Source organism: Paraburkholderia monticola, from assembly GCF_001580545.1.
Lineage (GTDB): Bacteria > Pseudomonadota > Gammaproteobacteria > Burkholderiales > Burkholderiaceae > Paraburkholderia > Paraburkholderia monticola.
The window spans coordinates 270443-289080 of record NZ_LRBG01000002.1; the positions used below are offsets into that span (position 1 = coordinate 270443).

Genomic DNA, 18638 nt, shown 5'->3' on the forward strand with positions numbered 1-18638 from the left:
ATCTCTCCTGCCTAAAACTACAACAGGCGAGGGCCTTGCGCTTTGCGCAATCGGTGCAGGTTCGCCAGCCACACATTATTCAAATGAAACTGCTTTACGATCTGAATTCGTTGCGGCCTCCGCGAAGCGGCATCGGCTATTACACGCAGCATCTTCTGGAAGGGCTCTTCGAGCGGGGCGACATCGAGGAAATCGGCGGCTGGGTCGGCTCGACATACTACGATCGTCGCGGTGTCACCGGGCTATTGTCCGGGGAGAATTCGCTGGAGGCGGGAGCGCAATTCAGCGATGGGTGGAAGGCGAGTCTGCTCCGCGCGGCGCGCAGTCTCCCCGGCGTTTATCACGGGCGCACGGTGGTGCGGCGTATCAAGTCCGCTAGTTTGCGGGCGGAATGCGCGCGCCGCGGCTTCATTTATCACGAGACGAACTTCGTCGCGTCTCCGTATGCAGCTCCCAGTGTCGTGACGATCCACGATCTTTCCCATCGCCACTTCCCAGAGTTTCATCCGCAGGCTGCCGTCGACTATCTCGACAGGAATCTCCCGGACACGCTCAAACAGGTCCAGAAAGTCATCGCGGTGAGCGAGTACACGCGACGCGACGCGATCGAAGTGTATGGTTTGCCGGAAGAGAAGGTGGTGGCCATTCCTCTCGGTGTCGAGCCTTGCTTTCGCCCGCATCGGGCAGAGGAGTGCGAGTCTCTCCTGACCGAACTGGGGCTCAGGCAGCGAGGATTCATCCTGTCTGTTTGTACGCTGCAGCCGCGCAAGAATCTGACGCGACTTGTGGCGGCTTTTGCGAATCTGCCTGCTGACATGCGGAACGCCTTTCCGCTCGTGCTGATCGGTGCTGAGGGCTGGATGAATTCCGACCTCTTGCGAGACATCGAGCGGCTGGTGGGAGCGAAGCAAGTCATCTTGCCAGGTTATGTGGCAAGAAAGTCGCTTCTGAAGCTCTATTCGTCGGCCGCCGTATTTGCCTATCCGTCGTTATTCGAGGGATTTGGCTTGCCCGTTGCCGAAGCCATGGCGAGTGGCGTTGCGGTGCTGACCTCGAATGTCACTTCGCTGCCTGAAGTGACGGCGGGCGCAGCGCTGGAAGTCGATCCCTACTCGGTCGACGAGATCGCGGCAGGGCTCGAGCGTCTGCTGTGCGACGAAGCGCTGCGCGCCACGCTGATTGCCAAAGGGTTGGCGCGCGCCTCGGAACTCACGTGGGACGCAACGGTTCGCCAGACGGTTGACGTCTACCGCTCGCTCGTCGCGTAGCCGGATTTGGACGACGTTTACAATCGGACGCACAAACTCATGCGACAGGCCGATAGGCTGGAGAGGAATCAAGTCATGCAGATCGCCGTCAGCGGCGCGAATGGTTTTGTCGGACGTGCGTTGTGCCGGGTCTTGCAGGGTGGGGGACATAGGGTAACGGCACTGGTGCGCGGCTCACCTTCGATAGTAGAAGGGGCGACCGAGCTTGTGATTCCCGATGATCATTTCGCGAGCATCGCGCGCGGCAATCCTGCCATCGGGCCCGTCGATGTATTCGTACATCTGGCCGCGCGCGTGCACGTGATGCAGGATGGCGCCGCCGATCCGCTCGCCGAATATCGCGCCGTCAATGTGCAAGGAACCCTGGATGCTGCGTCGGCGGCCCTTCGCGGGGGCGCGCGGCGCTTTGTATTCGTCAGCAGCATCAAGGCGCTAGGCGAATGCGAGCCAGGTCGGCCGTGGCGCGAAGACGATCCGGCGCACCCGACAGATCCCTATGGCGTGTCGAAACTCGAAGCGGAACGCGAACTTGCGGCATTCGGTCGTGCCAACGGGATGCAGATCGTCACGGTGCGGCCGCCGCTCGTTTATGGGCCCGGCGTGCGGGCCAACTTTCGAGGCTTGATCCGTGTGGTGGACCGTGGCATTCCGCTGCCGCTGGGCGCGATCGACGCGCGCCGCAGCATGGTCTACGTCGGCAATCTCGTGGATGCAATCCAGCTGCTCGCGACCCGTGCCGAGTTCACCGAAGGGGTCTTTCATGTCAGCGATGGCGATGACCTCACCGTGCCCGACATGGTGCGCGCTATTGCTTCGGCGCTTTCCCGGCCAACGCGCCTCGTGCCGGTGCCGGTCGCATTGCTGCGCGGACTTGGCCGCCTGACCGGGCGTATTGCCCAGGTCGACCGTCTGACCAGTTCGCTGCGCGTCGACATTTCGAAACTGCGCGACGATATTGGCTGGGCACCGCCCTGGTCGGTTGCAGAAGGGCTCGCGCACACAGTGCGTGCATACCGGGCTGAACATTGATGTTGGGGCGACTGCAATTGTCGGATGTCGGCTTGCTAGTGACGATAGGCATTGTTTCCGCGGCGTTGTGCTCTGGAATTCTCGCGCTATTGCTGCGTACGGGTTGGGCATGGGACATCGCGGTCGACATTCCCAATCATCGCTCGCTGCACGAGCGCCCAATCCCACGCGTCGGAGGATGGGGCGTATTGCCAACCGCTGTCCTGGCGATCGTCCTGTTCGCGCCTTCTCTGCGCTGGATCGCGGCCAGCGCTGTGTTGCTCGGCGTAGTGTCACAGATCGACGACCGCCAGGGGCTGCCCGCGCGGGTACGTTTCGCGGCGCACGTGCTTGCCGTTGCTGTGGCGGTGGTGGCCGGCGCCAATGGCATTAGCTGGTGGTTTGCGATCGTCGTGGGGGTGGCGCTTGTTTGGCTCGTCAATCTGTATAACTTCATGGACGGCTCGAACGGTCTTGCAGGCGGCATGACGCTGTTCGGATTCGCGACTTATGCGCTCGCCGCGTCATCCACGCACGGCGAGCTCGCATCGATCTGCGCTGCCGTCGCTGGTGCAGCAGTGGGTTTCCTGCTGTTCAACTTCCAGCCGGCGCGCGTGTTCCTTGGCGATATGGGTTCAATCCCGCTCGGATTCCTGGCCGGCGCTCTGGGCTATTGGGGTTGGCAACACGGTGCGTGGCCCGTGTGGATGCCCCCGCTGGTCTTTGCACCTTTCATCGCGGATGCGACCGTCACTTTGCTACGTCGGCTGGCGCGTGGCGAACGATTTTGGGAGGCTCATCGCCAGCACTATTATCAACGGCTCGTGCAAATGACCGGCAGCCATGTGCGCGTGGCGCTGACGTACGGCGCGTTGATGTTGTGCGGCTCCGTGCTGGCGATCACGGCTACCCGGACGACTACAGCCATGCAATGGACGATGTGCATTGCATGGTACGGCGTTCTGGCGGTGGTCGGCTTGTGCATCGATGCGAAGTGGCGGCACTGGAGTCGCGCCGCCGGCTAGTGTCCGCGACAAGATCGGCGCGGTGGCCGATCTCTCGATCGGCGGCCACGCCGGCAGGCATCGACAATCTCAACGGAGCAATTCAATCGGGCACCATTGATACTCGATCGAATGGTTGCCGATCCAGCCGCGGTAAGTGCCGCAAGCCGTCGAGGTCATGCGTAGCCCATGTGCCTCGAGCAACGCGGCAGTCTGTTTTACCTGCGCGGCGTTTTCTGTCTGCAAGGCTGCCTCGTCGCCGGCGCGCAGTGTGAAACGGCAACGGCCGGCTTCGTCCGGCTTCAGTGCGAGATCCAGATGGAGCCCGTCGACCACGCGGCGCGCGACGGCGCAGCCCCAATCCGATCGTAGAAGCCCTGTCTCGTCCGCGAGTGCCTGTGCCTTTCGAACCGTTTCGCGACGACTATTCTCAAGACCGCCGATGACGACATAGGCCGGGCCACCGCGCTGCGCAATGATGTCTTTCAGACGTTCGTTATAGCGTGAGGTGACGAGGACGTTCGGCTCCAGCGTGACGAATGCGACGTCAGGCGGAAATTGCGTGACGAGCCAGCTCAGACCTTGCGCTCCCCCAGGCAGGACTCCGGTGGTGCGACGCGGTTCGCTGATTGCTGGTGTGTCGGCATGAAATCCTGTTCGGGCCCAGCGAACATGCCCATAGGTTGGCGCGCCATGCGCAACGACGACTAACGTCGCAAATGTAATCAGCCATGTAGCGATACGCTTTCCGGCCCTGCCAGGCAGCATGTCGTGGACGAGAACATACAGTGCGAGTGGCGCCAGCATCTCCATCGCGACGACGTAACGATAGACGCTGAACATCTTGAGCCACACGACGTAGCCGACCGCAATGAATACCAGCACGAAAGCTTGTCGTGACGTCAGCGACGTGGCCCTTCGTGCGGTTAATGCTCGCCAGACCGCGCGCGCCACCCACAGAATCGCCGCCGCATAGAGCAGTGCCCAGATGACCTGGCGGATCGGTGTATCACTGATTCGCTGTGAGTGAAACGAAAAGATAAATGGCCAGAGCAGCGCGTCCAGTACGCTGCTGGGAAACCAGCGTAAATCCGCCACGCCGATAGGAGGCACCAGCGGATTCGGAAAGAGATTGCTGAACTGCGGAAAGAACGGATTCCGAAATGTTTGCCACATCGTTGCGAACCAGTACCCGCCGCTCGCAACGAGTCCCACGATTACGCCGATACCTGCAGCGAACCCGATCCGCAGACGTGCGAGCACATTGCCCGGGTGAACGAGGCAACCGGCGCATAGCGCGATCGCGTACATCGTGTTGGTCAGTTTTAGGCCCGACGCGGCGCCGGTCAATGCTCCGATCGTCAGCGCAAGCACGACGGCGCGCAGCGAGGCCTGTGCCAGCAGGTCCCAATGCTTCAGTGTCAGCGATACCGCTAGCAGCACCAACAACGCGGTCGTATTGTCGCCCATGCTGTTGCCAATGCCGCTGAGGTAGTTGGCGGTGAGGGCGCCTGCGAGTGATATCCACAGCGCAGTTCGCTCGCTACGTCGTTCGTTCGTGCCATCCAGCGCGCATCGCACGATGTCGAATACGATCACGAATGCGAGGCCGTGCAAAACGCCCAGAGCAAACCCGACGAGAGGCGCCGGCAACCCCGCGTACAGTAGCCACGTGAGCACGTCGAGCGTCGGGGTGAAATAACTCTGCATTCCACCCGGCGCCAGATCGATCGCCAGTTTGTCGTGCAGGAACGCGAATCCGTTGTACAGATGATAGTTCCGCATGTCCCAGTTGTTATCCTGGCCGAGCAGCAACGCGTAGAGGCCGAATAGCAAGGGTACGACGTATCGAGCGATTAGTGCGGCACGCTCGCTGCCAACGATTGAACACCACCGCCCGAGTCCGCCGCCGGGTCGTTCGGGATGGGTATGCTTGAGAGGGTTGAGCATGAGTCGAAGATGGGAGTCAGCAAGACGGCCGGTACACCCAGCGGCGAGCCAATACAAAGTTGAGGGCGAGCCCAGCCAGTGATCCCGCCGCGACTGCAACCAGGGGCAGCATCGCGAAATGGGGCAGCAGGGCCACGCAAAGGCAATACATCGCGTAATTGACCGCGCCGCCGCCGCACATCGCGACCAGATATTTGCCGCCCTCGCGCATGATGTTTCCGGATTGACTGCTCTCCGTAGGATGGCTGCCGGAGGCGGAAGCCGAATTGGCAGCGCCAAACGTAAAGCGTCGGTTCAATTGCCACGTCGCAAAAACGGCCGCCAAAAAGGACATGATCCGACCAATGTAATAGCCGGCGCCGGCATGCAGAGCGAGATACAGCACGGACGTGTCGACCACGAATCCTGCCACGCCGACGAGTGTGAAACGAATGAGTTGACGCCTCATTAGCGCGCCCGACGCCGTTGCGACGGCTCGCGAAAACTCAGGTAGACCAGTCGTTTCGCCTCGGCGCGACCGCGGGTAATCGTGTCGGAGACGAGTCCGCAGACCAGTAGCAGCGCGCCGAACAGCATCAGAGCCGCGCACAGTAGTGCGGTGGGCAGGCGCGGCACGAGACCTGTTTCGATAAAGGTTTGCAATACAGGTACTGCGAGCACGATCGACGCCAGAGCACAAACGGCAAAGCCGATCGAGAAGAACGCCAACGGCTTCTCGGCCTTGAACAGGCGCAAAGTCATGAACAGGATGCGTGCGCCGTCGCGATAGGTGTTCAGCTTGCTGGCAGAGCCTGCGGGTCGAGCCTTGTAGCGAGTCTGCATCTCTTGAACCGGCATGCGCAGTTCGAGCGCATGAACGGCCAGCTCCGTTTCGATTTCGAAACCTTTGGAATGAGCGGCAAACGATTTGGCGAAGCGCCGCGAAAACACGCGATAGCCGGACAACATGTCCGAAAATGAGTTGCCAAAAATGTGCGCAGCAAACTTTGTGAGCATCACGTTACCGAAGCGATGACCTCGACGGTATGCCGCATCTTCGTCTGAAACGCGTGCGCCGACGACCATGTCAAGATCTTCCGCGAGCAGCCTGTCGACAAAGGCAGGCGCGTCAGCCGCATCGTAGGTGTCATCGCCATCCACAACAACATAGACGTCCGCATCGACGTCCGCGAACATGCGTCGCACTACGTTACCCTTACCTTGCAGTGGCACCGAGCGAATCGTCGCGCCAGCCTCGCGAGCGCGCTCGATCGTGGCGTCCGAAGAGTTGTTGTCGAACACATAGATCGAAGCGTCCGGCAGATGGGCCGCGAAATCCTGCACGACGGCACGGATGGTGGTCTGTTCGTTGTAGCAAGGGATCAGGACGGCGATCTTTGCTGCCGGGGTGTCCTCGGTTGCGTTGGATATCATTTGGGCGGCTGATTCAAGTTGATATGACGGGTGTTGCTCCCGCCGGCAAGATTTTCCCATAAGATCGAATCGCCGATCCTCAAGCATGTGTGCCGCAGTGACCGGAATGCGCAACGACGCGCGCATAATACTCTTTTGGCTGATGCGGAGAAGAATATGAGCGGAAAGGCATTTTTTGTCGGTGCGCACGAGTTCAGATTCAATGCTCCCCAGACAGCGGAAGGTGCATGGACGGTTACGATCGTCCATATCGATCACAGCAAGACACCTGCGTTGCACAACCGTTTTACGAGCGACGCCGTGTATACGGTCGAAAGCGAAGCGCTGAGCTATGCCGAGGAACTGGCTCATGAACTGGCGCGCCACATCGAGTAGCAGAACCCTGGGCGAGTGAGGTTGCATCTCCTCGTGAACGTGACGATCGGGCTCGCTTTTTAGCGGGCGGGAAACGCTTTGATCGAGCGCGGCACTGACGTCGCCAAAACGTCGCCAAAACGTCGGCAAAGCTCGGCTCATTCGTTAAACGCGAGCAAGCTGCGACGCGCAGCGCCTACGGTCTTGCCTCGGGGGACGTCGTTGGCTCGGGCACATGGTGGCTGAGCTTCGGCATCATTCAGCCTTCGGGCGTCTCTGCTCGCGCCTCACCGCTTCGCCTTCCTCACCACCATCCACCGCGGCGACTTGAACCGCACGATGCTCACGTAAAGCCACACATAAGTCGCCGCGAACACCACGACGAAGCAGAACAGATGCAGCGTGTGCCGCCAGAACAGCGTCGCCGGCACGACTGCGATCAGGCACAGCAGCCACAGATACGGCGAGGTCAACGAGTTGCGGCGCGTCAGCTCGCGCGCGGTGCGTGCGCCGACCGCCCAGCGCATCAGCCGCTTATAGACCAGCATATGCAGATGCACGCCATCGGGAATGCCCGGCGACATGCCGCGAATGAACTTCTTGCGGTAGATCGAGAAGCAGGTCTCGAAGATCGGATACATGAAGAGCAGCACCGGATACCACGCCGACACGTCGCGATTGCGCATCACGAGCAGGATCGACAGCTCGGCGAGCATGAAGCCGATGAAGTAGGCACCGCCGTCGCCGAGAAAAATCAGCCCGGCCGGGAAGTTCCAGATGAAGAAGCCGAGCACCGCGCCCATCATCATGAACGACGCGGACAGCACGACCGCGTCGTGCACCTGGAACGCGACGTAGGCGAGCGACGCGAACATCATGAACGCGACCATCGACGCGAGGCCGTTGAAGCCGTCGATGATATTGATCGCGTTGGCGAGCGCCGCGACCGCGAGCACCGTGACCACGAACGAGATCGCCGCATACGACAGCAGAAAGTCGAGCGGCGGCACGCTGATGCGCGTGACCGCGATGTCGAGAAAGAACCACGCGAGCGCGGCCGCCGCCATCGTGCACACGAGGCGCGCGAGCGGCGACACGCGCTTGGTCAGATCCTCGACGAGCCCCGAGCCGAACGCCGGCATGCCGCACGCGATCAAGCCGAGAATGCCGCCCGACACAGCCGGATACGCGCGATGCAATTGCACCGCGGAGGCGATCAGCCCGAGCAGAATCCCGGTCCCGCCGATACGCGGCACCGGGCGCACGTGGAATTTCTGTACGCCGGCCAGATCGGTATCCGTCGAGAATTTTTCATGCAGATGCGCATAACGCACGATCAACAGCGTGATCAGCAGGGAAACGAGAAAGCCGAGCGCAAAACTGAGCATGAAGGTGGGCCTGAGCGAAGACGCGGAATTATACAAACGAAACGCGCGGTATCCGGCGCGCGGCCAGGGGCCCAAGCTTTCATGCGCGATGGCATCAATCCCAGATAAAGAGACCGAAACCGCCCGCAGAGGCCCGTGCGTGCTCGCTTCTCATGGATTTCACCTATGCGGCGCGCGCGCATTACGACCGTAAACCGGGATGCGACGAAGTGTAAGTCGCGCGCAACACAGGCGTTCCGGAGACCCAATGCTAAATAACATCACAATTCGTGGCGGACTGACGCTGGTGATCAGCGTATTCGTCGCTTCTCTTCTGACGGTGATCGCGGTCGGCTACGGCGCGCTGAAGCTCGCCAACGACAGCCTCGACGACATGCAGCGCAGCGCCGCCGCGCTGTCGCATCTGAAGGCCAGTTCCGAGAAGCTTTTGCAGGTGCAGCTCGCATTGGGCACCTATCAGACGCTATTCAGCGTCGGCAAGCAGACCGACGAGCAGTTGCCGGCCGCGCACAAGGTGCTGACCGAATCGAACGACGATTTTCGCAACTACATGGCCGGCCCGTTCGCGAGCGACGCCGAGCGCAAGCTTGCGCAGAGCGTCGGCGAGGCGCGCACGGCGCTCGTCGACAAGGCGATCGAGCCGGAATTCAAGGCGATGGCCGATTTCGACTTCAACACCTTCCGCAACATCCAGGGCGATACCGCGAACAGCCTGTACGCGTCCTACTCGAAAGCGATCGATGCGCTCCAGCGGGCGCAGATGGACAATCAGCATCAGCAGGCCGCGACCGGCGCGCAGCGCTTCCAGCTCGCGACGGTGCTATTCGGCGCGATCGCGGTGCTCGCGCTCGTGATCGCCGTGGGCGCGCGCGTCGCGTTGTCGTCGGCGCTGATCAAGCCGGTCAACGCGACGGTCAAGCACTTCGAGCGCATCGCAGCCGGCGACCTGAGCGTCGCGATCAAGGTGAAATCGCGCAACGAAATGGGCCAGTTGCTCGGCGCGCTGACGCGGATGCGCGACGGCCTCGTCGAAACGGTCGGCAAGGTGCGCGGCAGCACGACCGCGATCACCCAGGGCGCGAACGAGATCGCGTCGGGCAATGCCGATCTGTCGGCGCGCACCGAGCAGCAGGCGGCCGCGCTGCAGCAGACCGCGGCGAGCATGGAGCAGCTGTCGGCGACCGTGAAGCAGAACGCCGACAACGCGAAGCAGGCGAACCGCCTCGCGCATGGCGCGCTCGACACGGTGACGCGTGGCGGCAAGGTGGTGTCGCGCGTGACCGAAACGATGGACGGCATCAGCGAGTCGTCGCGCAAGGTCACGGAGATCATCGGCATGATCGAGGGGATCGCGTTTCAGACCAACATCCTCGCGTTGAACGCGGCGGTCGAAGCGGCGCGCGCGGGCGAGCAGGGGCGCGGATTCGCGGTGGTCGCCTCGGAAGTGCGCAGCCTCGCGCAGCGCTCTGGCGCGGCCGCCAAGGAGATCAAGGAGTTGATCGGCGAGTCGGCGGCGAAGGTCGAGGAGGGCGCCTCGCTGGTGTCGGATGCGCAGAAGACGATTCAGGAAGCGCTGAAAGCGGTCGAGCGCGTGACCGGCGTGATGAGCGAGATCGAGGCGTCGGCGCTCGAGCAGAGCGACGGCATCGAGCAGGTCAACAAGGCGGTGTCGCAGATCGACGAGGTCACGCAGCACAACGCGGCGCTCGTCGAGCAGGCGGCGGCCGCGGCGAAGACGCTGGAAGAGCAGGCCATCGTTCTGAAGGACGCGATCTCGGTGTTTCGGATCGAAGGGTCGGCTGCGTTGGCCTGAGTGTCGGGATCCGGTGGCAGGTGCTGCGCGTTTTCAATGCGCAGTACCTGCTTCACCTCAGCCCCTTTACGCAAACCCCTGCGGATTCATCGACTGCCAGCGCCAGTGATCCGCGCACATCCGCTCGATGCCGAACTGCGCGCGCCAGCCGATGATCTTCTCGGCCGCGCCCGGATCCGCGAAGCACTGCGCGACGTCGCCGGGGCGGCGCGCGACGATCTCGTACGGCACCGGCCGCCCCGATGCCTGTTCGAACGAGCGCACCACGTCGAGCACGCTATAGCCTTGGCCCGTGCCCAGATTGACGACGAAGCTCGCATCGCGCTTGACGAGCGCATCGAGGGCGGCGAGATGCCCACGCGCGAGATCGACCACGTGGATGTAGTCGCGCACGCCGGTGCCGTCGGGCGTCTCATAGTCGCCGCCGAACACGCGCAGGCGCTCGAGCTTGCCGACCGCGACCTGGGCGACGTACGGCATCAGGTTGTTCGGAATCCCGGCCGGATCTTCGCCGATCAGGCCGCTTTCGTGCGCGCCGACCGGATTGAAGTAGCGCAGCGTCGCGATGCGCCACGACGGGTCCGAGACTTCGAGATCGCGCAGGATCTGCTCGGCGATCAGCTTCGATTGACCATACGGATTGGTCGCCGAAAGCGGGAACGATTCGTCGATCGGCGAGCTCTTCGGCACGCCGTACACGGTGGCCGATGAGCTGAACACGAACTGCTTGACGTTGCGATCGCGCATCACGCCGAGCAGCGTCAGCAGGCTGCCCACATTGTTCGAGTAGTACTCGATCGGCTTCGCGACCGATTCGCCAACGGCCTTCAACGCCGCGAAGTGGATCGCGCCGGTGATCGGATGCGCGTCGAAAATGCGCTGGAGTGCCGCTTCGTCGCGCGCGTCGTCGTCGTAGAAGCTCACCGCACGGCCCGTGATTTTCTCGACCCGCCGCAGCGATTCGCGTTTGCTGTTCACGAGGTTGTCGATCACCACGACGTCGTAGCCGCCGTTCAGCAGTTCGACGCAGGTGTGCGAGCCGATGAAACCGGCGCCGCCCGTTACCAGAATCGTGCCCTTCGTGGTCATGCTGTTGCTCCCTTAAAGTAAAACACCCGTGATTTTCTGCACCAGGTCCTTATAGGTTTCGACGACCGTGCGTTCGTCGAATTCGGTCGCGACTTTCTGTCGGCCGCGTTCCGCCATCGCGCGACGCTCCGCGACGCTCATGTCGAGCATGCGCGCGAGGCTCGCGGCGAGGCTTTCTGCATTGCGCGCTTCGCACAACAAGCCGTTGACACCATCGGCCACCACTTCGCGGCAGCCGGGCACATCGGTCGCGACGATCGGCCGGCCCATCGCCGACGCCTCCATCAGCGTGCGCGGCACGCCCTCGCGATACGACGGCAATACGACGCAATCGGCATCGGCGATGAACGGCCGCACGTCGTGCGCTTCGCCCAGGTACTCGATCACGCCTTCCTGTTCCCACGCGGCGACTTCGTCGCGCGTGATCGCGCTCGGATTGTCGACCCCGACCGGCCCGAGCAGCTGGAAACGCGCGTGGCGGTAACGCTGGCGCAATTGCCGCGCGGCCTCGACGTATTCGCCGACGCCCTTGTCCCACAGCAGCCGCCCGATCAGCACGAAGCGAAACTCCTCGCGCTCACGCAGCGGCGTGAGCGCGAACTGCTCGAGATCGACGCCCTCGCCATGCAACAGCCGCGCGCGCTCGGGATGCACGAGCAGCTTGCCCTCGATGAACGCGGCCTGATCGTCGCGATTGAGGAACCACACTTCGCGCGGAAAGCGGAACGCGAAACGATACAGCTTTTTGGCGACCTGCGCGGCGCGACTGTGCTGGATGAACACGTAGCCGAGCCCGGTGGTGACCGCCACCGACTGCACGCCAGCCAGTTTCGCCGCGATCGAGCCGTAGATGTTCGGCTTGATCGTGTAGTGAAACACGACGTGCGGACGGATCGTGCGGTACTGGCGATACAGCGCGATGAGCGTGCGCAGATCCTGGCGCGGACTGGTGCCCTTGGAAGCCACCGGCAGCTCGATGCAGCGGCAGCCCATCGCGGCGAGCAGCTCGAACGTGCGGTCGCGCGGGGCGAGCACCGTCACGTCGACGCCGCGTCCGATCAGCGTGCGGATCAGCCCTTGCCGATACGTATAGATTGCCCAGGCCGTGTTGCAGACCAGTGTAATGCGCAGCGCGGGCGTCGACTTGAAAGAGGGCTTCATGCGGGGAGAGGCTGAGCGTTGCATCGGGCGTTGATCGGGAAAACGGATAGAGCAGCCAATACGGCCACGAACGAAGCGGCGTGCACCGCGCGCCGCGGGCTCAACGGCTCGCGCGCCGCGCGAACAGCGCGCGCTTGACCCGCTGCAAGGTGCGATAAGGCAGCATCAGATGCAGCAGATTCTTCGCGAGGCCCAACCAGTCATACGGATTGGCCACGTTGAAGTAGCGCAACTGCAAACGCAGCGTCGAGCCGATCTGCCGGCGCCGCTTCGTCGCGCTGATGCCGCCTTCGTTCAGCTCGTAATAGAGGCCGAGCTCCGGCAGATTCGCGCAGTCGTAGCGTTCCATCAGACGGACGAACAGATCGAGGTCTTCCGCCGAACGATACGCCGCGCGATAGTTGCCGACTGTGCGCACGGCATCGATACGCAGCATCATCGACGGATGCGCGAGGCATGAGCGGAAAAAGCGCTGACGCCGGATCGCGCTCGGCTCGCTCGGCGGCCGCAGCATGAAAAGCGGTTCGCCCGCGCGCGTGACGACCTGGGTCCACATGCCGAGGCCCGCCACATTCGGATGGGCGCCCATGAAGGCGCGCTGCTTCGCGAGCCGCCGCGGCACCGCGCGATCGCCCGCGTCGATGCGCGCCGCGTAGCGAAAGCCGCGCTGCGCGAGCGCGTCGATGCCGGTTTGCAGCGCGCGTTCGATACCGCTGTTCTGCGCCATGCGCAGCACCTCGATCTTCAGGTTCGGCAGCGTGGGCGCGACGATCGGCGGCGTGCTGCCGTCATCGACGATCAGTACGTGCACCAGCGCACTTTCCTCGAACGACGCGAGCGTGGAATCGACGTCCGCCTGGCCGTTGTAGGCGGGCATCAGCACCGCGACGTCGTCGAGCGTGGTTTGCGCGGTGGCGGATGAATTCGTCATGGGCGCAATTTGAAACGGATGTAATAAAGATTGACCGACGCGGCCGCCAGATATCCAGCCGCGAGACCCACGAGCGCGCCATACGCGCCGAGTCGCGAAATCGCCAGCAGATTGACCGCGAACGCGACGGCCAGCGCGAGCAGCCACTTCGCGAGCAACACGAACTTGGCCTGATACTTGAGCACGACCAGATTGCCGATCGCCTCGATACCGGCCGGCACAGAAAGCCACACGGCCCAGCGGAAGATGTCGATTGCGCCTTCGAAATCCGGCCCGAACACGCGGCGGATGATGAAGCCCGCGAGCAGATCGAGCACGAGCGCGCCGCCCACCATCAGCACGGCGGTCAGCGCCGTGAGCCGCCACATGTTGCGGCGCAGTTGCGCGATGCCCTGCACGCGATAGACGAACGCCGGCGCAATGGTTTGCGCGAGCATCAGCGCGAGCGTGATCCAGTTTTCGTTCAACTGCTGGGCGGCCGAATAGCGTCCGAGGTCGGCGAACGAAATCGCGCGCTCGAGCATCAGCCGGTCCAGTTTCAGGAACAGGTACATACAGATGAGCCCGAGCCAGAACACGGTGCCCGCGCTCGCGAAGTGTTTGAACAGCGTTCGGTCGACGTGCCAGCCGAGCTTGCCGCCGTGCCGGCGCATGAAGTAGAGCAACAGCACCGCGCCGATCGCCGCCGATTCGAGCGCCCACAGCCAGCCGAAGCGGGCGGGCGCGGCCATCGCGCGCACCAGCAGATAGACGAGGCCGGCCTTCACCACCGCGGTGCTCATGCTGGTCAGCAACTGCGGCTTGCTGTAGGTCATGCTTTGCAGCCACGCGTTGATCACGCCGACGAACGGTTCGCGAAACAGCATCGTTACCGCGAGGCCCGCGAGCATCGCGCCGACGAGCGGTTCGAACACATGCAGCGCGATGCCGAGCCATGTCAGCAGCAGCGCGAGCGCCGACACCGCAAAGCGCAGCGCAAAGGCGCTGCCGAGCACGGTGCCGAGTTGTTCGGGCGAGCGGTTGACGATGGTCGGGACCAGAATCTCCGCGCCGCAGACCCACGTGATCGGCGAGAGCACCAGCAGCAGCGTGTTCGCGTATTGCCATTTGCCGAACGTATCGGGCCCGAAGTAACGCGCGAGCATGCCGCTGATCACGATCGCGACGCCGATCTGCGTGAGCCGCTCGAGCCCCAGCCAGACGATGTTCGTAAACGCTCGGGTGACGTCGGGATTGGCGAAGCGCTTGACCGTCAGCATCCGTTGGCCGCTCGCCGCTGCGCGTCGGTCGAGCCGCCTCGTACGGCTCTATATGAGGCGCCATGCGCGTTCGCCCGCCCGGCCGGCAGCCGTGGCAACTTTACAAATGGAGGGCGTCTAAGCATTAGAATGGCGGTACTCAGGCTGGTCAGAAGAACGCAATTATAAGTTGGAACCGGACCGCTTCCGGCAAGGGTGCATCGAGTCGTGGTAACACGGGTTTTTTATGCGATTTTTTTCGCGTTTTTACCGGTTATCGTCGGTGTACAGGTCAAAATTTTCCATTGCACGCAAGTGAGCCAACATGATCTCCAAATCCATTTTCAAGGCGTATGACATTCGTGGCGTCATTGGCAAGACGCTCGACGTCGATGCCGCGCGTTCCATCGGTCGCGCCTTCGGCAGCGAAGTGCGCGCGCAGGGCGGTGACGCGGTCGTGGTCGCGCGCGACGGGCGCCTGTCGGGTCCCGACCTGATCGCAGCGTTGTCCGACGGTCTGCGTGCGGCCGGCGTCGATGTCGTCAACGTGGGCATGGTGCCCACGCCGGTCGGCTACTTCGCGGCAAGCGTGCCGTTGAAGCTCGCGGGCGGCGAGCGCCGCGTCGACTCGTGCATCGTCGTGACCGGTAGCCATAATCCGCCGGACTACAACGGCTTCAAGATGGTGTTGCGCGGCGCCGCCATTTACGGCGAGCAGATTCTCGCGCTGCATCAACGTATCGTCGACGAAAACTTCTCCGCCGGTAGCGGCAGCTACACCGAGTACGACGTCGCCGACGCGTATCTGGAGCGCATCGCGAGCGACGTGAAGCTCGCGCGTCCGATCAAGATCGTCGTCGATACCGGCAACGGCGTGGCCGGTGGGCTCGCGCCGAAGCTGTTCAAAAAGCTCGGCTGCGAACTGGTCGAACTGTTCACGGAAATTGACGGCAATTTTCCGAACCATCACCCGGACCCGGCGCACCCGGAGAACCTCGAAGACGTGATTCGCGCGCTGAAGGAAACCGATGCGGAAATCGGCTTCGCGTTCGACGGCGACGGCGACCGCCTCGGCGTCGTCACGAAAGATGGCCAGATCATCTACCCGGACCGTCAGCTGATGCTGTTCGCCGAAGAAGTGCTCTCGCGCAACAAGGGCGCGCAGATCATCTACGACGTGAAGTGCACGCGCAATCTCGCGAAGTGGGTCAAGGACAAGGGCGGCGAGCCGCTGATGTGGAAGACCGGTCACTCGCTCGTGAAGGCGAAGCTGCGCGAAACCGGCGCTCCGCTGGCCGGCGAAATGAGCGGCCACGTATTCTTCAAGGACCGCTGGTACGGTTTCGACGACGGCCTGTACACGGGCGCGCGTCTGCTCGAAATCCTCACGCGCGTCGCCGACCCGAGCAAGCTGCTGAACTCGCTGCCGAACTCTCACTCCACGCCCGAGCTGCAACTGAAGCTCGAAGAAGGCGAGAACTTCGAGCTGATCGCGCGTTTGCAGCAGAACGCGAAGTTCACCGGCGCGGACGACGTCGTGAAGATCGACGGTCTGCGCGTCGAATATCCGGACGGCTTCGGCCTCGCGCGTTCGTCGAACACCACGCCGGTCGTCGTGATGCGTTTCGAAGCCGACAACGACGCGGCGCTCAAGCGCATCCAGGACGACTTCCGCCGCGTGATTCTGGCGGAGAAGGCCGACGCGAAACTGCCGTTCTGACGACCGATGCGGCGGCGCGCTTCGACGCTCATCGAGACGGATCGAAGCGTCGCCGCCAGCGAACGCGGCGCGGGTTGCCTTACCGCGCCGCGTTTTTCATGCGTTTTACGGATCACGCGCTAGAATTGCGGTCCTCTCAACGCATCTTCGAGCCGGACAACCGGTTTTCCCACTCTTGAGCGCGCAAAAGATACTGATCGTGAGGGTGTCGTCGCTGGGCGACGTCGTTCACAACATGCCCGCAATCGCCGACATCAAGCGCCGCCATCCCGACGCGCAGATCGACTGGCTCGTCGAGGAAAGCTTCGTCGGGCTCGTGGAACTCGTGACCGGCGTGCGGCGCGCGATTCCCGTGTCATTGCGGCGCTGGCGCAAGCGCATCCTGTCCGTCGACAACTGGCGCGAGATCGGCGCGTTTCGCCGCGCGCTCGTCGCCGAGCACTACGATCTGGTGATCGACTGCCAGGGGCTCATCAAGACCGCCTGGGTCGCAAGCATGGCTCGCGGGCCGCTGGTCGGCCTCGGCAACCGCACCGACGGCGCCGGCTACGAATGGCCGGTGCGCTTCTTTTACGGGCGACGCGTGCCGATCCCGCCGCGCACGCACGTGGTCGAGCGCACGCGTCAACTGGTGGCCGCGGCGTTGAACGACCCGCCGCCGCAACCCACCGACGACATCGACTTCAGTCTCGACACGGGGCGCGCGGCGCTCGCGCTGTCGCAGGCGAATCTGAACCTGCCGGTGCCGTACGTGGTGTTCGTGCACGCGACTTCGCGCGCCGACAAGCAGTGGCCCGATACCGCGTGGATCGAACTCGGGCAGTCGCTGGTGCGGCGCGGCGCGTCGATCGTGCTGCCGTGGGGCAGCGACGCCGAGCGCGCGACCAGCGAGCGGCTCGCGAAGGAGTTCGGCGCGGCCGCCATCGTGCCGCCGAAGCTGTCGCTGCCGGCGGTGGTCGGGCTGATCGACGGCGCGGCCGCGACGGTCGGGGTCGACACCGGTCTGGTTCACATCGCCGCGGCGCTGAAGCGGCCCACGGTCGAGTTGTACAATTTCTCGACTGCGTGGCGCACCGGCGGCTACTGGTCGCCGAACGTCGTCAATCTCGGCGCGGCCGGGCAGCCGCCCACCCTGCAGCAGGTCAAGTCGGCGCTGGCCGGGTTTGGTCTGCTGTAACCCGGGTTGGCTGTAAGCCGGGCCGGCAGTCATCTGCACCTGCTGCAACCCTTCGGTGCGCTTCGCCTTGCGCACCCTCCGTTCCCAAGGGCGACCATGAACGAAACCCAGATCATCGAAGTAGCGAACGCCGACTGGCACGGCTGCAACCTGTCCGTGCCTCGCGAAACGCTGCTCGCCGGCGTCGAGCGCGGCAAGGTGCTGTACTTCCCGAACCTGCGCTTTGCGATCGAAGGCGGCGAGCAGGCGCTGCTCGATCCCGCGCTCGCCGATCCGAACCGCAAGAACATCAGCCTCGAACCGAACGGCGGCGCGCTGCATGGCGTGGCCGGCGACGCGGTCACGCAATCGGCGGTGCGCGCTTTGATCGCGCGTTATCAGGCGAATGCGCGCACGCTCGTCGACGGACTCTTTCCCGAGTACAACGGCAAGCTGCGTGTCGCGCCGACGAGCCTGCGGCTGCATCAGGTCGAGACCCGCGAAACCTCGTGGCGCAAGGACGATAGCCGCCTGCACGTCGACGCGTTTCCGTCGCGGCCGAACTACGGCGAGCGCATCCTGCGCGTGTTCACCAACGTGAATCCGCACGGCGTGCCGCGCGTGTGGCGCGTCGGCGAGCCGTTCGAGAACATGGCGCAACGCTTCCTGCCGCGTATCAAGCCGCAGATGCCGGGCTCCGCGTGGCTGCTCAATCTGCTGCACGTGACCAAATCGCTGCGCAGCGAGTACGACCACCTGATGCTCAATCTGCATGACGGCATGAAGGCCGACCTCGACTATCAGAAGACGAGTCCGCAGGAGACCATGCCGTTTCCGCCGGGCAGCGTTTGGGTGTGCTTCTCCGACCAGACTTCGCACGCAGTGATGTCCGGCCAGTTCATGCTGGAGCAGACGTTCTTCCTGCCGGTCAAGGCGATGGCGCAGCCGGAATGCGCGCCGCTCGGGATTCTCGAGCGCCTGAAGGGTAGGGCGCTGGTTTGAACGCGGCGGTTGATCCGAGGGCTGGACAGGTGCCGGCCCGCATCGCGCGCGCGAGCGACCCGAGCTTGCCGATGCAGGCGAAGCAGGCAAACCCCGCAAACCCCACGAACCCCGCAAACCCCGCGAACCCCACGAACCCCACG

The 18638-nt window shown here is 63.4% G+C and carries 15 protein-coding genes; 7 read left to right on the top strand and 8 right to left on the bottom strand.

What is annotated here, in order from left to right:
* The first annotated feature begins 35 nt into the window (after positions 1-35).
* From CI15_RS03290 to CI15_RS03300, 3 genes are all read left to right on the top strand, one after another.
* Positions 36-1268, top strand: coding sequence for a glycosyltransferase family 4 protein (locus tag CI15_RS03290; protein WP_062124281.1), 1233 nt, complete (start codon positions 36-38; stop codon positions 1266-1268).
* A gap of 75 nt (positions 1269-1343) precedes the next feature.
* Positions 1344-2297, top strand: coding sequence for an NAD-dependent epimerase/dehydratase family protein (locus CI15_RS03295; RefSeq protein ID WP_062124282.1), 954 nt, complete (start codon positions 1344-1346; stop codon positions 2295-2297).
* Positions 2297-3301 carry an MraY family glycosyltransferase gene (locus tag CI15_RS03300; RefSeq protein ID WP_062124283.1) on the top strand — a complete coding sequence of 335 codons (1005 nt, stop codon included), beginning with the start codon at positions 2297-2299 and terminating at the stop codon, positions 3299-3301. The genes CI15_RS03295 and CI15_RS03300 overlap by 1 nt, the downstream gene beginning before the upstream one ends.
* 69 nt (positions 3302-3370) lie before the next feature.
* Here CI15_RS03300 and CI15_RS03305 read toward each other — a convergent pair whose 3' ends face one another.
* The 4 genes from CI15_RS03305 to CI15_RS03325 form a co-directional block, all read right to left on the bottom strand.
* On the bottom strand, positions 3371-5230 hold the full coding sequence (locus CI15_RS03305; RefSeq protein ID WP_161950033.1) for a hypothetical protein: 1860 nt from the start codon (positions 5228-5230) through the stop codon (positions 3371-3373).
* 16 nt (positions 5231-5246) lie between these two features.
* Positions 5247-5678 (bottom strand): GtrA family protein, encoded by a 432-nt coding sequence (locus CI15_RS03310; protein WP_062124286.1) that lies wholly within the window; start codon positions 5676-5678, stop codon positions 5247-5249.
* Complete coding sequence (locus tag CI15_RS03315) at positions 5678-6643, bottom strand: glycosyltransferase family 2 protein (RefSeq protein WP_062124287.1); 966 nt, start codon at positions 6641-6643, stop codon at positions 5678-5680. The genes CI15_RS03310 and CI15_RS03315 overlap by 1 nt, the downstream gene beginning before the upstream one ends.
* A 641-nt stretch (positions 6644-7284) precedes the next feature.
* Positions 7285-8385 (bottom strand): MraY family glycosyltransferase, encoded by a 1101-nt coding sequence (locus CI15_RS03325; RefSeq protein WP_062124289.1) that lies wholly within the window; start codon positions 8383-8385, stop codon positions 7285-7287.
* A gap of 247 nt (positions 8386-8632) precedes the next feature.
* On the opposite strand from CI15_RS03325, the gene CI15_RS03330 reads away from it, so the two are divergent.
* Entirely contained in the window at positions 8633-10198 is a 1566-nt protein-coding gene (locus tag CI15_RS03330; RefSeq protein ID WP_062124291.1) for a methyl-accepting chemotaxis protein, read from the top strand.
* Between the two features lie 66 nt (positions 10199-10264).
* Here CI15_RS03330 and galE read toward each other — a convergent pair whose 3' ends face one another.
* From galE to CI15_RS03350, 4 genes are all read right to left on the bottom strand, one after another.
* The gene (galE, locus tag CI15_RS03335) at positions 10265-11287 is read right to left on the bottom strand and encodes a UDP-glucose 4-epimerase GalE (protein ID WP_062124292.1); all 1023 of its coding nucleotides are present in this window, start codon (positions 11285-11287) and stop codon (positions 10265-10267) included.
* 12 nt (positions 11288-11299) lie between these two features.
* Entirely contained in the window at positions 11300-12448 is a 1149-nt protein-coding gene (locus CI15_RS03340) for a glycosyltransferase family 4 protein (protein WP_062124293.1), read from the bottom strand.
* 100 nt (positions 12449-12548) lie between these two features.
* The gene (locus tag CI15_RS03345; protein WP_062124294.1) at positions 12549-13379 is read right to left on the bottom strand and encodes a glycosyltransferase; all 831 of its coding nucleotides are present in this window, start codon (positions 13377-13379) and stop codon (positions 12549-12551) included.
* On the bottom strand, positions 13376-14638 hold the full coding sequence (locus CI15_RS03350) for an oligosaccharide flippase family protein (protein WP_062124295.1): 1263 nt from the start codon (positions 14636-14638) through the stop codon (positions 13376-13378). Before CI15_RS03350 ends, CI15_RS03345 begins: the two co-directional genes overlap by 4 nt.
* A 304-nt stretch (positions 14639-14942) precedes the next feature.
* On the opposite strand from CI15_RS03350, the gene CI15_RS03355 reads away from it, so the two are divergent.
* From CI15_RS03355 to CI15_RS03365, 3 genes are all read left to right on the top strand, one after another.
* Complete coding sequence (locus CI15_RS03355; RefSeq protein WP_062124296.1) at positions 14943-16337, top strand: phosphomannomutase/phosphoglucomutase; 1395 nt, start codon at positions 14943-14945, stop codon at positions 16335-16337.
* Between the two features lie 235 nt (positions 16338-16572).
* Entirely contained in the window at positions 16573-17514 is a 942-nt protein-coding gene (gene waaC / locus CI15_RS03360; RefSeq protein ID WP_241495793.1) for a lipopolysaccharide heptosyltransferase I, read from the top strand.
* 96 nt (positions 17515-17610) lie between these two features.
* Positions 17611-18495: a Kdo hydroxylase KdoO gene (locus CI15_RS03365; protein ID WP_062124299.1), complete on the top strand. Its 885-nt coding sequence runs from the start codon at positions 17611-17613 to the stop codon at positions 18493-18495.
* Positions 18496-18638: the final 143 nt, after the last annotated feature.